19 protein-coding genes are annotated in these 15,086 nt (G+C 61.6%); 12 read left to right on the forward strand and 7 right to left on the reverse strand.

Annotated features, from left to right (window positions below; genetic code table 11):
* Positions 1-119: 119 nt before the first annotated feature.
* The gene (locus tag RALTA_RS17815; protein WP_012355274.1) at positions 120-1,004 is read right to left on the reverse strand and encodes a LysR family transcriptional regulator; all 885 of its coding nucleotides are present in this window, start codon (positions 1,002-1,004) and stop codon (positions 120-122) included.
* A 133-nt stretch (positions 1,005-1,137) separates the two neighbouring features.
* On the opposite strand from RALTA_RS17815, the gene argC reads away from it, so the two are divergent.
* Positions 1,138-2,076 (forward strand): N-acetyl-gamma-glutamyl-phosphate reductase, encoded by a 939-nt coding sequence (gene argC, locus RALTA_RS17820; protein WP_041232450.1) that lies wholly within the window; start codon positions 1,138-1,140, stop codon positions 2,074-2,076.
* Here the strand turns inward: argC and RALTA_RS17825 are convergent.
* The 4 genes from RALTA_RS17825 to RALTA_RS17840 form a co-directional block, all read right to left on the reverse strand.
* On the reverse strand, positions 2,070-2,429 hold the full coding sequence (locus RALTA_RS17825; protein WP_012355276.1) for a hypothetical protein: 360 nt from the start codon (positions 2,427-2,429) through the stop codon (positions 2,070-2,072). The two genes, argC and RALTA_RS17825, sit on opposite strands and share 7 nt — an antisense overlap.
* A 2-nt stretch (positions 2,430-2,431) precedes the next feature.
* Positions 2,432-2,812: a TetR/AcrR family transcriptional regulator gene (locus tag RALTA_RS17830; protein ID WP_012355277.1), complete on the reverse strand. Its 381-nt coding sequence runs from the start codon at positions 2,810-2,812 to the stop codon at positions 2,432-2,434.
* 301 nt (positions 2,813-3,113) lie between these two features.
* Positions 3,114-3,347, reverse strand: a complete 234-nt coding sequence (locus RALTA_RS17835) for a helix-turn-helix domain-containing protein (protein ID WP_012355278.1) — start codon at positions 3,345-3,347, stop codon at positions 3,114-3,116.
* 6 nt (positions 3,348-3,353) lie between these two features.
* Positions 3,354-3,926, reverse strand: coding sequence for a hypothetical protein (locus tag RALTA_RS17840; RefSeq protein ID WP_012355279.1), 573 nt, complete (start codon positions 3,924-3,926; stop codon positions 3,354-3,356).
* Between the two features lie 102 nt (positions 3,927-4,028).
* Here RALTA_RS17840 and RALTA_RS17845 point away from each other — a divergent pair, with 102 nt between their 5' ends.
* Positions 4,029-4,643 (forward strand): porin family protein, encoded by a 615-nt coding sequence (locus tag RALTA_RS17845; RefSeq protein WP_012355280.1) that lies wholly within the window; start codon positions 4,029-4,031, stop codon positions 4,641-4,643.
* A gap of 173 nt (positions 4,644-4,816) precedes the next feature.
* On the forward strand, positions 4,817-5,446 hold the full coding sequence (locus RALTA_RS17850) for an HAD hydrolase-like protein (RefSeq protein WP_012355281.1): 630 nt from the start codon (positions 4,817-4,819) through the stop codon (positions 5,444-5,446).
* Positions 5,447-5,482: 36 nt separating this feature from the next.
* Here the strand turns inward: RALTA_RS17850 and gstA are convergent, their stop codons facing one another.
* Positions 5,483-6,091, reverse strand: a complete 609-nt coding sequence (gstA, locus tag RALTA_RS17855) for a glutathione transferase GstA (protein ID WP_012355282.1) — start codon at positions 6,089-6,091, stop codon at positions 5,483-5,485.
* A gap of 318 nt (positions 6,092-6,409) precedes the next feature.
* Here gstA and RALTA_RS17860 point away from each other — a divergent pair, with 318 nt between their 5' ends.
* A complete protein-coding gene (locus RALTA_RS17860) occupies positions 6,410-7,627 on the forward strand; it encodes a zinc-dependent alcohol dehydrogenase (RefSeq protein WP_012355283.1) in 1,218 nt (405 codons plus the stop codon).
* A 305-nt stretch (positions 7,628-7,932) separates the two neighbouring features.
* A complete protein-coding gene (locus tag RALTA_RS17865) occupies positions 7,933-8,454 on the forward strand; it encodes a c-type cytochrome (protein WP_012355285.1) in 522 nt (173 codons plus the stop codon).
* Between the two features lie 139 nt (positions 8,455-8,593).
* On the opposite strand, the gene RALTA_RS30310 is transcribed toward RALTA_RS17865, so the two are convergent.
* Entirely contained in the window at positions 8,594-8,737 is a 144-nt protein-coding gene (locus RALTA_RS30310) for a hypothetical protein (protein WP_157877187.1), read from the reverse strand.
* 246 nt (positions 8,738-8,983) lie between these two features.
* On the opposite strand from RALTA_RS30310, the gene RALTA_RS17870 reads away from it, so the two are divergent.
* From RALTA_RS17870 to RALTA_RS17895, 7 genes are all read left to right on the forward strand, one after another.
* The gene (locus RALTA_RS17870) at positions 8,984-10,339 is read left to right on the forward strand and encodes a glucose/sorbosone family PQQ-dependent dehydrogenase (RefSeq protein WP_157877190.1); all 1,356 of its coding nucleotides are present in this window, start codon (positions 8,984-8,986) and stop codon (positions 10,337-10,339) included.
* 71 nt (positions 10,340-10,410) lie between these two features.
* Positions 10,411-10,491, forward strand: coding sequence for a pyrroloquinoline quinone precursor peptide PqqA (gene pqqA / locus RALTA_RS31095; protein ID WP_081479498.1), 81 nt, complete (start codon positions 10,411-10,413; stop codon positions 10,489-10,491).
* Positions 10,492-10,502: 11 nt separating this feature from the next.
* Positions 10,503-11,432 carry a pyrroloquinoline quinone biosynthesis protein PqqB gene (gene pqqB / locus RALTA_RS17875; RefSeq protein ID WP_012355287.1) on the forward strand — a complete coding sequence of 310 codons (930 nt, stop codon included), beginning with the start codon at positions 10,503-10,505 and terminating at the stop codon, positions 11,430-11,432.
* Positions 11,425-12,183, forward strand: a complete 759-nt coding sequence (gene pqqC, locus RALTA_RS17880) for a pyrroloquinoline-quinone synthase PqqC (RefSeq protein ID WP_012355288.1) — start codon at positions 11,425-11,427, stop codon at positions 12,181-12,183. The genes pqqB and pqqC overlap by 8 nt, the downstream gene beginning before the upstream one ends.
* Positions 12,171-12,443: a pyrroloquinoline quinone biosynthesis peptide chaperone PqqD gene (pqqD, locus tag RALTA_RS17885; protein ID WP_012355289.1), complete on the forward strand. Its 273-nt coding sequence runs from the start codon at positions 12,171-12,173 to the stop codon at positions 12,441-12,443. Before pqqC ends, pqqD begins: the two co-directional genes overlap by 13 nt.
* Positions 12,436-13,557, forward strand: a complete 1,122-nt coding sequence (gene pqqE, locus RALTA_RS17890) for a pyrroloquinoline quinone biosynthesis protein PqqE (protein ID WP_012355290.1) — start codon at positions 12,436-12,438, stop codon at positions 13,555-13,557. The genes pqqD and pqqE overlap by 8 nt, the downstream gene beginning before the upstream one ends.
* Complete coding sequence (locus RALTA_RS17895; protein ID WP_012355291.1) at positions 13,550-14,878, forward strand: carbohydrate porin; 1,329 nt, start codon at positions 13,550-13,552, stop codon at positions 14,876-14,878. Before pqqE ends, RALTA_RS17895 begins: the two co-directional genes overlap by 8 nt.
* Positions 14,879-15,086 lie beyond the last annotated feature (208 nt).

Here is a 15,086-nt window from a genome sequence, read left to right on the forward strand (position 1 = left end):
TGTCTCAGAATACTAGTCAGCGGCGACGGGGCAGGCAATATGAAGTTAATTTAAGACTGAGATGCCGCGGCGTTATTGGCGTCGCTGTGCAGACCAGCGTTCGTAACAGGGTGCAACGCCTACGGCAATCGCAAATCCCACAACACATCCAGTACGTGTTGCGTGGAGCGCTCGACGTACCCCGCACGCCAGGCAATGCCGAGCCGTCGCCACAACGCTGGCCGCAGCGGACGCATGACAATGCGACTGTCTGGCAAGGGCGTAGTGGCCTCATGGGGCAACAGCGCGGCGCCGTAACCTGCTGCCACCAGACTCTTGATCGCGTCGTTGTAGTTCAGATGAATGCGCGCCGCGGGATGCTGCCCTCCGGTCGCGAACCATTCCGCCGTCAGGCGCGACAGGCGCGTGGTCGCGTCATTGAGAATGAGCGGCTGGGCGGCGAGCCATTCGGCGGTAACGCGAGCGGGGCACCGCCAGTGCGCCGGCACAAAGGCCATCACCGGGTCGCGACGCCAGGGCTTTATCACCAGTCCGGCCACCGGAGGCTGAGGCAGCGCAACCACCCCGACATCCAGCGTTCCATCCACCAGCCGGGACAGGGTTTCTTCCGAAGTATGCACGGCAATCTGGATGTCGATGGCGGGATGGTGTTCCCGCAGGACCTCGAGCGCTTGCGGCAGCAGGTGCGCGATCACGCCCGTGGACGCTCCGATACGCGCACGCCCTTCGAGCCCGTCCACCTGGCGTTGAATATCGTCCAGCGCCTGCTCCGCGTCGGCCAGCAGCCGGCGCGCGCGCTCCACCAGCACCTCGCCGATAGGCGTCGGTCCCACATGTCCGCGCTTGCGAATCAGCAGTGGAGCCCCAATGCGGTCTTCGAGTTCAGCGATATGAAGGCTGACCGTCGGTGGCGCCAGATGCAAGGCACGCGCCGCATCGGCAAAGGAACCACGGTCGGTCACCGCGACCAGGGTGCGCAGGCGGTCCAGGCTGATCTCTCGCATGACGAAATCCAGATTCAGGAAGGCTGAATGTTTGGTTTACGAAATTCAACTTTCCCTATTCTAGTCGCCCGCGCAACATAGGTGCTCCCCGTTATGCTTGTTCAACCCCAATGTCAGAGGAGGTCAACCACCTATGAGCTCACCCGTAGTATTCATCGACGGCGACCAGGGCACCACCGGTCTGCAAATCCACGAGCGGTTGCGCCACCGGACCGACATCAGGCTGGTCACACTGCCCGCTGCGGAGCGCAAGGACCCGCGGCGTCGCGCGGAAGCCATCAACGCCTGCGACATCGCCATCCTGTGCTTGCCGGACGCCGCCGCGCGCGAGGCAGTGGGCGCCATTGCCAATCCCGCCGTCCGGGTGATCGACGCCAGCTCCGCCCACCGCACACAGCCGGAGTGGACCTACGGTTTTCCGGAAATGGCGCCGGGGCAGGGCGAGCAGATTGCGAAATCCAGTCGGGTCACCAATCCGGGCTGCTATCCGACCGGTGCAGTTGGCCTGCTGCGTCCGCTGGCACAGGCCGGGCTCATGCCGGCCGATTACCCGATCAGCATCCATGCGGTATCCGGCTACTCCGGACGCGGGCGGGCCGGCGTGGAGGAATATGAGGGGCCGGGAGCCGCCGAAGCGCCTGCATACCAGGTCTATGGCCTGCAACTCGCGCACAAGCACGCCCCCGAGATTCAGCAGCACGCCTGCCTTGCGCAGCGTCCCATTTTTATCCCGGCGTACGGAGCGTTCCGCCAGGGCATCGTGCTGACGGTGCCGCTGTCGTTGCGGCAACTCGCACCCGGCGTGGATGGCGCGACGTTACACGCCTGCCTTGCGCGCCACTATGCCGAGGCAACTCACGTGCGGGTCTTGCCGCTGCATGAGTCGGGCGCCCTGACACACCTGGATCCGCAAGCGCTGAACGGTACGAACGATATGCAGCTGGGCGTATTTCATAACGTCGAAAGCGGGCATGTGCTGTTGTCCGCGGTGTTCGACAATCTTGGCAAGGGGGCATCGGGCGCTGCGGTGCAGAACCTGGATTTGATGCTTGCGCGTCGCGCCTGCTACTGACGCCTGGCGACGGCGGCGTTGATCCGCGCTGCCTCGGCGCGCGCGTCGGGCACTCCGATCACCAGGCGCGCCCAGTCATTGCGGGCCAGTTCGATCACGATGGTCTGCAGCTTGCGCGAGGTGTAGACGAACTGCTTGTCGCCGCCTTTGATAAAGGTGCCGGCGGCAATCAGGCCCGGCAAGTAGGTGCCTGGAAGGCGCAGGCCCAGCGCTCTGCCGTCGAAGCCATTGTCTTCGGTAGCGCCGCGAACCTGCGCAAGCGGCACGCGAAAGCCGCGGCGCAGCGACCAGATCGATTCCCACGGTGTCAGGTGGACAACCAGTTCGCGGTCAGTCAGTTCGAGTCGAGGCATCGCTACTCCTTGTTGGAATCGTGCGTGGGCAGATGATCGAGCAGACGCGCGCCGAGCAGTTCGGCCGCGTGTTCTCCATAAGCCTGCAAGGCGTCGCGGCAACGGGCAGCGATCGGCAGATCTGTTGGCGCGAGTTCGCGCAGGGCGGTGATGAGCAAGTCGAGCACGGCCGGGTCCCGGTACCATTCGCCGACAAGGGCTTGGTCCAGCACCCTTTCAAACAGACCGCGCTTGGAACCGAATGCCTTGTACAGGCTGCCTCGATGCAACGCCGTGGCCTCCACCAGGTCGTCGACCGAGCAGGCGTTGTAGCCAATACGGCCGAAAACCTCCGCGGCGCGGGCGATAACAACGTCTTCATCGAACGTTCTTGGCCTGGCCATTCGACTCCCATTCGCGAGTTATGGAACGATTGTTCAATAACGCCAGTTTGAAGGTTTTTGAACGGCCGGTCAACAATGGTCCGTGTGAATGTATCGAGCGTCTCTACGCCCCAGACGCGTCGAATGGGAAAAGCAGGGTAGGGTCAACATGTACAAGGGCTTGCTCCTTGTCGGAGCTGCCCCGGCGGCTTGGCTATGCGCAGATCGACGGAGGCGGGGCTTTGTCGTCAAGGTCGCAATTTGAAGCAGATGCGATCAGGTCTGAGAGAGACTCCCAGGTGCGCCAGCCACGCGATTGTGTCTACGTGGCATCGCCGGCTTCCGTTGCCGCGTCATTGCGGTATTCGAGCAGGTCTCCCGGCTGGCAATCCAGCGCCTCGCAGATGCGTTCGAGCGTATCGAAGCGGATGCCCTTCACCTTCCCCGATTTCAGCAGCGAAAGGTTGGGCTCGGAGATTCCGATGCGCTGTGCCAGCTCGCGGGACTTCATCTTGCGCTCCGCCAGAAGCACGTCAAGTCTGACTAATACCGTCATTGTTCCTCAGACAAATCCTTTGTTTTCTTCGGCTACCCGAACGGCTTCCAGCATCGCCCACGCGATGGCGAGCAGGAGACCACCGAGCAGGCTGACGAAGTAGTCGCTCAGCGTGATTGCGACGATCCAATAGGGCTTGCCGGGCACGCCCACCAGTGCCAGGCCCGTGAGTAGCCGGATCAGCGGGATCGCCGGCCCCATTGCCGTCAATGCCAGCGCCATGCGACGCAGCCGAACGGCGGTGTCGATGGTCAGTACTTCGCCGCGTCCGAAAGCCACGAACATCCGCCGCGCCTGGTGCAGCACGCAGATTAACAGGGTCAGCCCAATACCGGTGGCAAGAAAGCCGGCTGCCCGGTGCATCGGGAACACCTGCACGGGATATGCCGTGGATGCGTGCGTGATCCCGCGCACCACGCGCTCCAACTCCGCTGCAGACGACCCGAACCATATCCAGGCGGCGCTGATCAAGGCCACAGCGCCGCCGAATGTCGTCAACCGCTGCATCGTGCGCGACAGCGCGCGGATCCGGTGCAGCGCAGCGCCTTCAGGGATTGAGGAGGCAGGCGAAACAAACATGCAGATACTCCGTTTGAAAAGAGTTGCGAAGGTCACCATTGTATTGTACAACGGCAAAGTTTTATCGTTTTACATTAACTTATTTATACAAAGGGTAAAGTCATGCGGACCTTAGCACACGCGCGAACATCGCTCGGCGCAGTCTCTCTCACTCTCGCGCTGATCGGCGCCACGGCCCCGGAGGCGCGGGCACAGCAGTTGGCTTCGCCGGCCGACGGATTCTGGTACATCGGCGGAGATCTTGGTTACACCCGCCAGAAATTCAGCACGGACCGTCCGGGATGGACGGGCGTATCCTCCAACAACTTGGCGGTAGGGTTCCGCGGCGGATACCAGTTCTCGCGCTATGTGTCGGTCGAGAGTACGGTTTCCAGCCTCGGTGCGGTGGAAGCGGAATCAGGCGGTAGCAAGGACAAGTTCATCATCGGCGCGTGGACGGCCAGCGTGGTCGGCCATCTGCCCGTGACCGAGCGATTCTCGCTGCTAGGCATCGCGAGCGTGGGCTGGGTAGACGGTGATCGCTCGGGTGACGTGGAATCGAGAAACCGGTCGGCCGGGCTGCTCACACTAGGGGTCGGCGCCGCCTATGCGTTCTCGCCGAACTGGCGCTTGCGCGGCCAGTACACGAACTTCGGCAAGCTGAGCTGGAAAGGCAGCAACGATGCCGCTGTAAAGAGCCAGACGTTCACACTCGGTGTCGACTACATGTTCCGATAGCATGCAATCCGGCTCGCATCATCAGCATTCGAACAATCAGCTGTTGTGCCAGCTTCGATACTATCGCTCCACTCACGGCAGCCTCTAACTAAGGGGCAGCCTCAGAACTTGGACGAAGTGGTGACACTATTCATGCCTTCTGCGATCGCCTCGCGGCATCCTTACAGTTATCCATGACTTACAAACTCATCGCGTTTGATTTCGACGGTACGTTGGCCGATTCGTTGGAGTGCTTTCTGCAAGCTGTTGACGTCGCATCCCGCAAACATGGGTTTCGCCCGCTCGAGGGCGATCTGCTCGAGCAAGCGCGCAGCAGCTCCGCGCATAACATCATGCGGCTGCTTGGCGTGCCGCTGTGGAAGGTGCCTGCCATTACCGTCGATGTAAGGCGGCTGATGCACGAGCGCATCGCGCAGGTTTCGCTATTCCCGAACGTGGCCAATACGCTGAATGCGCTGGCGCTGCGCGGTATCAGCCTCGCCGTTGCCACGTCGAACGGCGAAGACGTCGTGCGCACGATCCTCGGTCCCGCCGTCTGCGAACGCATCGGCCATTTTAGCTGCGGCATTTCGATGTTCGGCAAGACGCGCAAGCTTCGGGCGTTGATCTCGTCCGCCGGTGTGCGTCCGGACGAGGCCTTGTATGTCGGCGACGAGATCCGCGACGCGCAAGCCGCTAGCGACGCCGGCATGGCGTTCCGCGGCGTAGCCTGGGGCTACACGGCCGCGGCGGCGTTGCAGTTGCACTGCGCAACACCCCTGCTTGCGCGCCCGCAGGACCTGCTTGATTTGGGCCGCACCTGAACCATCACCAAAGCGCCAGGCAGTGGCGCCCTGAGGTCAACCAATCCCCTCATCCTGCAACGCCTGCTTCACCGCCGGCCGCGCACCAACCCTCGCTCGATACGCCTGCAGCGCAGGCCACCGCTCAAGCGACAGCTTGAAATGGTCCGGCCATCTCAGGATGGTGAACAAGTAGGCGTCCGCAACGCTGAACTGCCCCATCAGGTAGTCCTTGTCCGCGAGCTGCGGCGCCAGCCAGTCGAATCGCTGTGACAGGCGCGCCCACGTCGCCTCTTTCTGGTCCTGCGGCGTGTCGGGCTTCCAGAAGGGACCAAAGCCCTTGTGCAGTTCGGACGAGATGAAGTTCAGCCATTCCTGCAGGTGATAGCGCTCCAGCGTATTGCACGCCGGAGCGAGCTTTTTTTCCGGGGCCTGGTCGGCAATGTACTGAACCACCACTGCCGCCTCGGACAGCTGGTCGCCGCTGTCGAGCGCCAGCGTCGGCACGTAGCCCTTGGCATTGACGGTCTTGTAGTCAGCGCCGCTCTCGGTCTTGTGCGGCTGGGCGCGCAAGTCGACGCGTTCGGTGGAGAAGGGAAGGCCGGCCTCGATGAGGGCGATATGTGCCGCCAGGGAACATGCGCCGGGAGCGTAGTAGAGCTTCATGATGAGTGCCTCCTTGGAAATGTGCGCGAGCGTGAGGGTGTCAGGTGGAATTTAGCAATCGACATGCCCAAGTCATTTCTCTTCGCCCGATTACCTGGCTCATCAGCACGCCGTCACCACGGCGCAGCGTCTCTGCGCCGCCACCGCTAGTGCGTGCCGGAATGGATTGCAAGGCGCGTAGCAGAAATTGCCAGGCGGGCGCTTCATGCGCGCGGTCTCCGCGCCCGCGCAGCGGGTGGCGCTTGGGAACGTTCCTTGCAGCGGCGGTACTCCGACTGACCTCGCCGGAGGTGGCTCCGGCTTCATCTGGAGGACACCATGAAAGCTGTTGTATTTCACGGGATCGGCGACATCCGGCTGGATGACGTGCCGGAGCCGGTGATCGAGCAGGATACCGACGCCATCGTGCGCCTGACCGCCAGCGCCATCTGCGGCACCGACCTGCACTTCGTGCGCGGCACCATGGAAGGGCTGGCGCCGGGCACGGTGCTGGGCCACGAGGGCGTGGGCGTGGTGGAGGCCCTCGGCGACGGCGTGCGCAACCTGAGCGTGGGCGACCGTGTCGTGATCCCGTCCACCATTGCCTGCGGCTATTGCTCGTACTGCCGCGCCGGTTACTACGCCCAGTGCGATAACGCCAACCCGCACGGCAAGCAGGCCGGCACCGCCTTCTACGGCGGGCCCGAGCAGACCGGCCCGTTCCAGGGGCTGCAGGCCGAGAAGGCGCGCGTGCCGTTCGCCCACGTCAACCTCGTCAAGCTACCGGACAATATCAGCGATGAGCAGGCGATCATGCTCTCCGACATCTTCCCGACCGGCTATTTCGGCGCCGACCTCGCCAGCATCCATCCGGGCCATACCGTGGCGGTGTTCGGCTGCGGCCCGGTGGGGCAGTTCGTGATCGCGTCGGCGAAGCTGATGGGCGCCGGCCGCATCTTTGCCGTGGATGCGGTGGCGGACCGCCTCGACATGGCGCGTGCGCAGGGCGCCGAGGTGGTGAATTTCGATGCCGAAGATCCGGTGCAGACCATCGTGGAGTTGACCGGCGGCATCGGCGTGGACCGGGCCATCGATGCCGTCGGCGTCGATGCCATGCATGCGCACCATGGTCCGGCGGCGCAGGATCCGTCCATCCCGGAGAGCGAGCAGGAGGCCGCCCGCCTGGCGCCGCACGCGCACCCCACGGAGCAAGGCAACTGGGTCCCAGGCGACGCGCCGGCGCAGGCGCTGGACTGGGCCATCCGCGCGCTGGCCAAGGCCGGCACGCTGTCGATCATCGGCGTGTATCCGCCCACCGACCGCAGTTTCCCAATCGGCGCGGCGATGAACAAGAACCTGACGGTGCGCATGGGCAACTGCAACCACCGCGCTTATATCCCGCGGCTTGTCGAACTGGTGCGCACCGGCGCCGTCGATCCGGCCGCCATCCTGACGCGGCGCGAGCCGATGACCTCGGCGATCGAAGCCTACCAGGCCTTTGACCAGCGCCAGCCCGGGTGGATCAAGGTTGAACTGCAGCCCGGGTCGGTCCACTAGCCCGCAGGCCGCGCCCGCTGCGCCGCGATCGGCGGAGCGGGCGCCCTTACCGGCCAGTGACCACAGCGCACGCCATCGGCCTGCCGCCGGGACCGACCGCCCCTCCCGATGCCGCTTGCCGGGATGTCATGGTGGTGTAACGTCCTGGTAAGGGATAGGTTCATACCATTGCCTCGAAGAACTTTTTTAAAGGAGTCAGACGTAGTGATGGAGCTTCCTTTCCCATGGCTGGCCGATGGCATCACCACGCCCGCGGCGTTGCCGTCGGCTGTGGTGTACGCCTGCGCCAAAGGCACAGGCGCGACATGAGCAATTCCGGCAAGTCACGCTGGCTTGTTGCCGGGCTGCTTGCGCTTGGCGTGGCGGTTGCCATCGCCGTGGCACTGCAGACCAGGCGGTACCTTGAGACGCCATCCGGCGCCGGCAAGGCGGGCGATATGCGGCGCCTTCGCATCGATGCCACGGATGCCGCCAGCGTTGCGCAGGGCCGCAAGATCTACGCGCAGCAGTGTGCCGCGTGCCATGGCGCCAACCTGCAGGGCCAGGCCAACTGGCGCGAGCGGCTGCCGAATGGCCGGATGCCGGCACCGCCGCATGATGCGTCCGGCCATACCTGGCATCATCCTGACGCGGTGCTGTTTGCGATCACCAGGAATGGCCTGGTCCCGGGGGTAACGGCCCCGGACGGCTATGTCAGCGACATGCCGGCATTCGGACCAGCGCTGTCCGACCAAGACATCGTTGCGGTGCTGGCGTATATCAAGAGCACCTGGCCCGCAAAGATCGCGGCGGCGCAGCGGGAGGTCACGGAGGCGCAAGATCGTTGATGGGCTATCGATAGCCAAGGCGAAGGGCGCATCCGGAACACATGCCGCGGGTCTTGTGAAACCCGCGGCATTTTTTTCTACACAGGCCGGAGCGTTGCACAATCCTTGCCGCGGCATGGGCAGAGCCGGATGACGGGTGTCATAACGACTCAGCCTCAGGATGCAACGCTTCTGCGATCTGATCCACCTGCATTTTGATCATCGCCAGCAGGCAATGAACGCCGTGGCATCCCGGTTGTCGACCGGTTGAGAGACCCATCTCCGCCATCGGCTGGGTGAACATTATATATATGCTTAATTACTATCTTATAGCACCATTGGCTAACTTGACTTGCCAATTTCCACATCCTATAAATCGCTTGTTGGCGACTCCTGTTTTAATGGCATTTTTCTATTGAAAAAGATAGTGAAGTTGTCTTGAAATGGGAGGTGGAACATGAAATCCACGGTTGCTTTCACATTTGCTTTGCCGCTAATATTAATTGGGGCATCAGCCAGGTCAGAATTACCTCCGGCGGCAGGAGCGCCAGTGCCAGCGCTGCCGCAGCATTTCGAGAAAGCAGTGGTGGCGACCGGTCTGGCGAATCCCCATAATATGGTTTTCGGTCCAGATGGCAACCTGTGGTTAACGGAGCAAATTGCCAAACGGATTACTCGAGTTGACCCTCGCAACGGAAAGATCTCCGTCGCAGTTGAGATCACTGACGCGGTGCATTCGGAAGACGAACAAGATGGTGTCTTAGGGCTTGCGCTCCATCCAGACTTGCTTAAGGGAAAGGGTCGCGATTACGTATACGTCTCTCTTACTTATGCGACGGGCCAAGGTGGGGAATTCCCGAACCGCACAGCCATTCGGCGCTATACGTACGACGCCAAGTCTCAGAAACTGGTATCACCGGTAGACATTATCAAGGGTCTACCATCCGCAAAGGATCATCAATCCGCGCGACTGCTTTTTGGTCCGGACCAGAAGCTCTACTATTCGATCGGCGATCAGGGCCGAAACCAACTCAAATATCTCTGCAAGCTGAACCAGGCGCAAGTGCTGCCCACCGAGGCCGAAGTCAAGTCCGGGAACTGGGAGCACTACATGGGGAAGATTCTGCGAATGAACCTTGATGGCTCGATTCCGGCAGACAACCCGACGATCCATGGCGTGAAGAGTCACGTCTATGCCTGGGGGATCCGGAATACGCAGGGCATGGTGTTTAGTCCGACGGGAAAGCTCTTCGCCACCGATCAGGGTCCCAACACTGACGACGAGTTGAACCTGATCCTTCCGGGCCGCAATTATGGTTGGCCCTACATCGCTGGCCGCAAGGACGACGCCGGATATGCGTACGCCAATTACTCGGCGGCGAAGGGTGGCTGCGAGAACGTCAAGGACACCTATACGAACGGCTTGAAGGCGCCAGACGGCGTGCCAGTGACTCGGGAATCTGAGTGGTCTGATCCAGACCTCGTGGAGCCGCTAAAGACGTTTTTCAGCGTAGACAACAATTACGACTTCGCCAACAAGGTCTGCGCGGAGAAGGATCTCTATTACATCTGCTGGCCGACTATCGCACCGTCTTCCGTCGCGTACTACCGTGGTGGAAAGCAGGGTGTTCCCGGTTGGGAGAATTCGCTGCTGATCACAAGCCTCAAACGCGGCGTCCTCTATCGGGTGCAACTCGACCCGACCGGGACTCTGCCGCTCGGCGACGCCCAGCCGCTGTTCCGTTCGGTTAACCGGTATCGCGAAGTGGTGGTTAGCCCGGATGGCAGCACGATTTATGTGGCGACCGACACGAACCACCTCGGGACGACAGACGCCGGCAGCGCCGCGTTTAAGCTGGAGAACCCCGGCTCGATCATTGCATTCAAGTACTCGCAAGGGAAGTAAGCCACGGTTGTCTCCCAAGGATTTGACTCAGGCGATGCCATGCGACACCGCCGCAACCTGGAGAAAGCATCATGCGTACCTGGACCACGCCGAAAGTTGTCGAAGTCTGCCTCGGTTGCGAGATCAATTGCTACATGAGTGCTGAACGCTGACCCGATGTCAAATGCTGCGCGTCATCGTGCTGGGGGCGGCGGCAGGCGGAGGCTTGCCACAATGGAATTGTGCCTGCACGACATGCCGGGCGGCCCGTGAAGGGAATCTGGTTGTTCCTCAGACGCAGTCCTCTATCGCAGTATCCGCGGATGGCGTGCGCTGGGTTGTGGTCAACGCCTCTCCTGACATCCGCCAGCAGTTTGCAGCGACGCAGGCGTTGCAGCCGGTCAAGGGGCCGCGCTCCAGTCCATTGAGTTCGGTATTGTTGACCAATGCCGACGTCGACCACATAGCCGGCCTGCTGTCGCTGCGCGAAAGCCAGGCATTTACCCTATATGCGACTGGACGGGTCCTGCGGGTGCTGGAAGGCAATGCGGTCTTCAATGTGCTGGCTCGCAATCACGTCGAGCGCCGTGCCCTACGGCTCGACGAGGTCCAGCCAGTAGTCGACGCCAGGGGGGGCGACACGAGCGTACGCATTGAACCATTTGCCATTCCGGGCAAGATCGCACTGTGGCTTGAAAATCCGGAGGCCTTCGGCCTCGGGGGGGTACCGGAAGATACGATCGGACTTGCGATTGGTGCTGCCGGTTCCAGCAACCGCCTGTTCTACCTGCCTAGCTGCTCTGGGCTGCCGGACACCATCAAGGCCAGGCTGTCCACCAGGGACAGTCTTCTGTTTGACGGCACGACGTTTACGGAGGACGAGATGATCTCCAGTGGTACTGGTCACAAGACAGCATCTCGCATGGGCCATCTACCTATGAGCGGAGCAAAGGGAGCGGTTGCGCAGTGGGAGGGCGTCTCGCTGCGCCGCAAGGTGTTCATCCACATCAATAATACCAATCCGGTATTGCTGCCGGACAGCCCGGAGCGTGCCTTCATACAGAAGTCGGGCTGGGAAATCGCACACGACGGCATGGAGTTCTTAATTGAATAATCCATCGACGGGAGTGCTCTCGCCAGCGGAACTAGAAGGCGCGTTACGCAAGATTGGCCATGAGCGCTATCACAACCGGCATCCCTTTCACCGCCTGCTGCATACCGGCGCACTGACCCTCGGCCAAGTCCAGGCGTGGGCACTGAATCGCTACTGCTACCAGGCCGCCATTCCGCGCAAGGATGCCGCCCTGATCAGCCGGGTGACAGACCGCAGCCTGCGGCGTGAGTGGGTGCACCGGATTCTCGACCACGATGGCTGGGGCGAGAAGGAGGGCGGCATCGATCGCTGGCTGGTGCTCACCGACAGTCTGGGTCTCGACCGCGACTATGTCGTATCGCAGCGCGGCGTGCTTCCCGCGACAGTGTTCGCAGTGGAAGCCTATGTCGATTTCGTCGCGCGTCACTCGCCCGTGGTTGCAGTGGCTTCGTGCCTGACCGAACTGTTCGCACCGGACATCCACCGGGAACGCATTGCTGGCATGCTCGAGAATTATCCATTCATCAGCGAATCGGTTCTCGTATATTTCCGGCGCCGCCTCGACCAGGCGCCGCGGGATGCTGAGTTCGCGCTGGACTATGTCAAGCGCAACGCCCGCACGCAGTCTGAGCAGCAGGGCGTCCTGGATGCTTTGACGTTCAAGTGCAACGTGCTATGGGCGCAGCTCGACGCGCTCTACGCGGCCTACGTTTCGCCGGGCACGATTCCGCCCGGTGCCTTCGATCCCAGTGAGTTGCCATGCTTACGTTAGCGAGTTGCGTGCGGCTTGCCCCCGGTACCCGGCTTCAGCACGACGCCGTTCGCGAGCGTTGGGTGTTGCTGGGGCCGGAGCGGCTTCTCGTGCTCGACGACATGGCGCGGCTGATTCTCGAGCGCAGCGGCGATCAGACGATCGGCGCGCTCTGCGAAGCACTGGCCGGTGAATTTGACGCGCCGCTGGATACGATTCAGGCGGACGTACTGGCGCTATTTTCGAACATGGTCGAGCGAGGCTTTGTTCGCTATGAATGATCCTGCCGTTGCCCCGCCGCTGGCTGTCCTGCTGGAATTGACCCATCGCTGCCCGCTGCGCTGTGCCTATTGCTCCAATCCACTTGCGCTGACGCCGGGCTCAAGCGAACTGTCAACGGGCGACTGGTGTGCAGTGCTGGACCAGGCGGCAGAACTGGGTGTGCTGCAGATCCATTTCTCGGGTGGCGAGCCAATGGCCCGCGAAGACCTGCCGGAGCTGGTTTCTCATGCAAGCAAGGTCGGGCTATACAGCAACCTGATCACGTCTGGCGTGCTTCTGGATGATGCCAGGCTTGGTGCATTGGTCGATGCGGGTCTGAGTCACATACAACTGAGCTTCCAGGGACTGGAGGAAGGCGTTGCCGAGACGCTTTCCGGGTTCAGGGACGGTGTGGCCAGGAAGCGCGAGGCGCTGGCCCGCGTGCAGGCTTCCGGCTTGGCGCTGACGGTCAATTTCGTCGTGACCCGCCAGAATGTCGGGCAACTCGACGCGATATTGCGCTATGCCGATGAGCGGGGAATCGCGCGGGTCGAGGTGGCCAACACCCAATACTATGGGTGGGCTCTGCAGAATCGCGCCGCACTAATGCCCACCGACGCCCAAATCCATGGCATGAGCCTTCTGGTCGAGGAATGGCGGGAGCGGGTGAAGGGTCGTATGGTCATCGATTATGTTATCCCTGACTACTACGGGCGCCGGCCGAAAGCCTGCATGGGTGGGTGGGCCCGGCACTTTCTGAACGTGATGCCGGACGGGACAATTCTCCCGTGCCACGCGGCGCAGACGCTGAAGCATCTGGAGTATCCGCGCTTTCCCGTTAGCACGCTTGCGTCGGCATGGTTCGAATCTTCCGCATTTGCCGCTTATCGCGGCACCGGCTGGATGCCTCAACCCTGCCGCAGTTGTGATGCGAGGGAACGAGACTGGGGCGGGTGCCGCTGTCAGGCCCTCGCACTCACTGGCGACGCAGGGACGCTCGACCCAGTCTGTGAATATTCCCCGCAACACGAGCACGTTGTCATGCTGGCGCATCGCGAATCAAACCGCGATGATGTTCGACTGCAGTTGCGCAGATTCTCCATACAAAAAGCAGATACACATGCCGATGCCTAACAAGATCAATTGCTCGCGGTGTTGGTCCGCGTATCTGCGTGCTGTCACCTCGGTGATTCTTGCGGTCGGTGCCGCCAGCGGGCACGCCTACGATGTATCGACCAGCCCTTATCTACTGGGAGACTGGGGAGGGACGCGTACGCGCCTGGAGGAACAGGGCGTGGCGTTCAGTTTCGGCTACGTTAGTGAAGTGGCGCACAACTTTTCAGGCGGCACTGATCGCTTGACGCGCTACACCGATCAGTGGGCGTTTGGGACCACGCTGGATACAAACAAGCTTTGGGGTTGGCAGGGCGGAACGTTCCAGTTCACCATGACCGACCGTAACGGACGGAACCTCGGGGCGGACGCGAATATCGGCAACAACATGCTCATCCAGGAAGTCTTCGGGCGCGGCCAAACATGGCTCCTGACGCAGTTGTGGATGAACCAGAAACTATTGGAAGATCGTCTGGAGCTGAAGCTTGGCCGCCTGACCGTGGGCGAGGACTTCTTCAGCTTCTCCTGCGACTTCCAGAACCTCACGTTCTGCGGCGCGCAACCGGGCAACCTGGTCGGCAGCTACTGGCTCAACTGGCCGACGAGCGTGTGGGGCTCGCGTCTAAAATATCACACGTCACAGGAAACCTACGTGCAAACTGGCGTGTATCAGGTCAACCCGAACTACGTCGACGAAAGTTGGTTGCGCCACAATGGCTGGAAACCAATCAATCCGAGCGGCACCACCGGCGCGCTGATTCCGATGGAAGTGGCGTGGCTACCAACCTGGCAGGGCCGTCCCGGCTCCTACAAGGTGGGGGGATGGTACAACACGTCGGACGGCAACGATCTGTTCCTCGACGTGAACGGTAACCCGCGCGGGGTGACAGGCCTTGACCCCCTCAAGCGCTCGGGGCAGTACGGCGTCTATCTGAATTTCCAACAGCAGGTCACCGGCACCAACGGCGGTCGCGGCGCAACGGTGTTCTTCAACTTCTCGCATGCTGACCGCAATACGGCGCAACTGGATCATCAAATCACGATGGGGGTTCAGTACAAGGGGCTGTTCGAGGGCCGCGCACGAGACTCGATCGGCTTTGCGGTGGGTGCCACCCACAACAATGCGCGTTATGCCGATTTCGTGAAACAGAACAATGCTCGCACCGGCCAGAATGTTATCGCGGGCAGCGGATACGAGTATGTAAGCGAGGTGTATTACGCTTGGTCTCCGGTGCCTTCGGTATCGCTTCGTCCAAATTTGCAATACATTCTCCATCCGGGTGGTACATCTCGTAACAGTGATGCCTTTGTGATTGGTCTGAAATCCAGCGTCACGTTCTAGGAAGCTTCGCGTCTCGCATTCAGAGGCAGATTGCATTGTGCGGCAATTGCGTTCATTGAAATCTCGTCGCGCAGATGCGCCTTTCGCGAATGCCCCTTGTTTTGACGTCCATGGCAACAATTCTCGCGGCGATCGGCTGCTTCCAACCTCGAAACTGACGTCGCAGCAATAGCCGCCTAGCGGCAGCTTCTGGCCGGGTGCGGCCACA

The sequence above is a fragment of the Cupriavidus taiwanensis LMG 19424 genome (genome assembly GCF_000069785.1).
Taxonomy (GTDB): domain Bacteria; phylum Pseudomonadota; class Gammaproteobacteria; order Burkholderiales; family Burkholderiaceae; genus Cupriavidus; species Cupriavidus taiwanensis.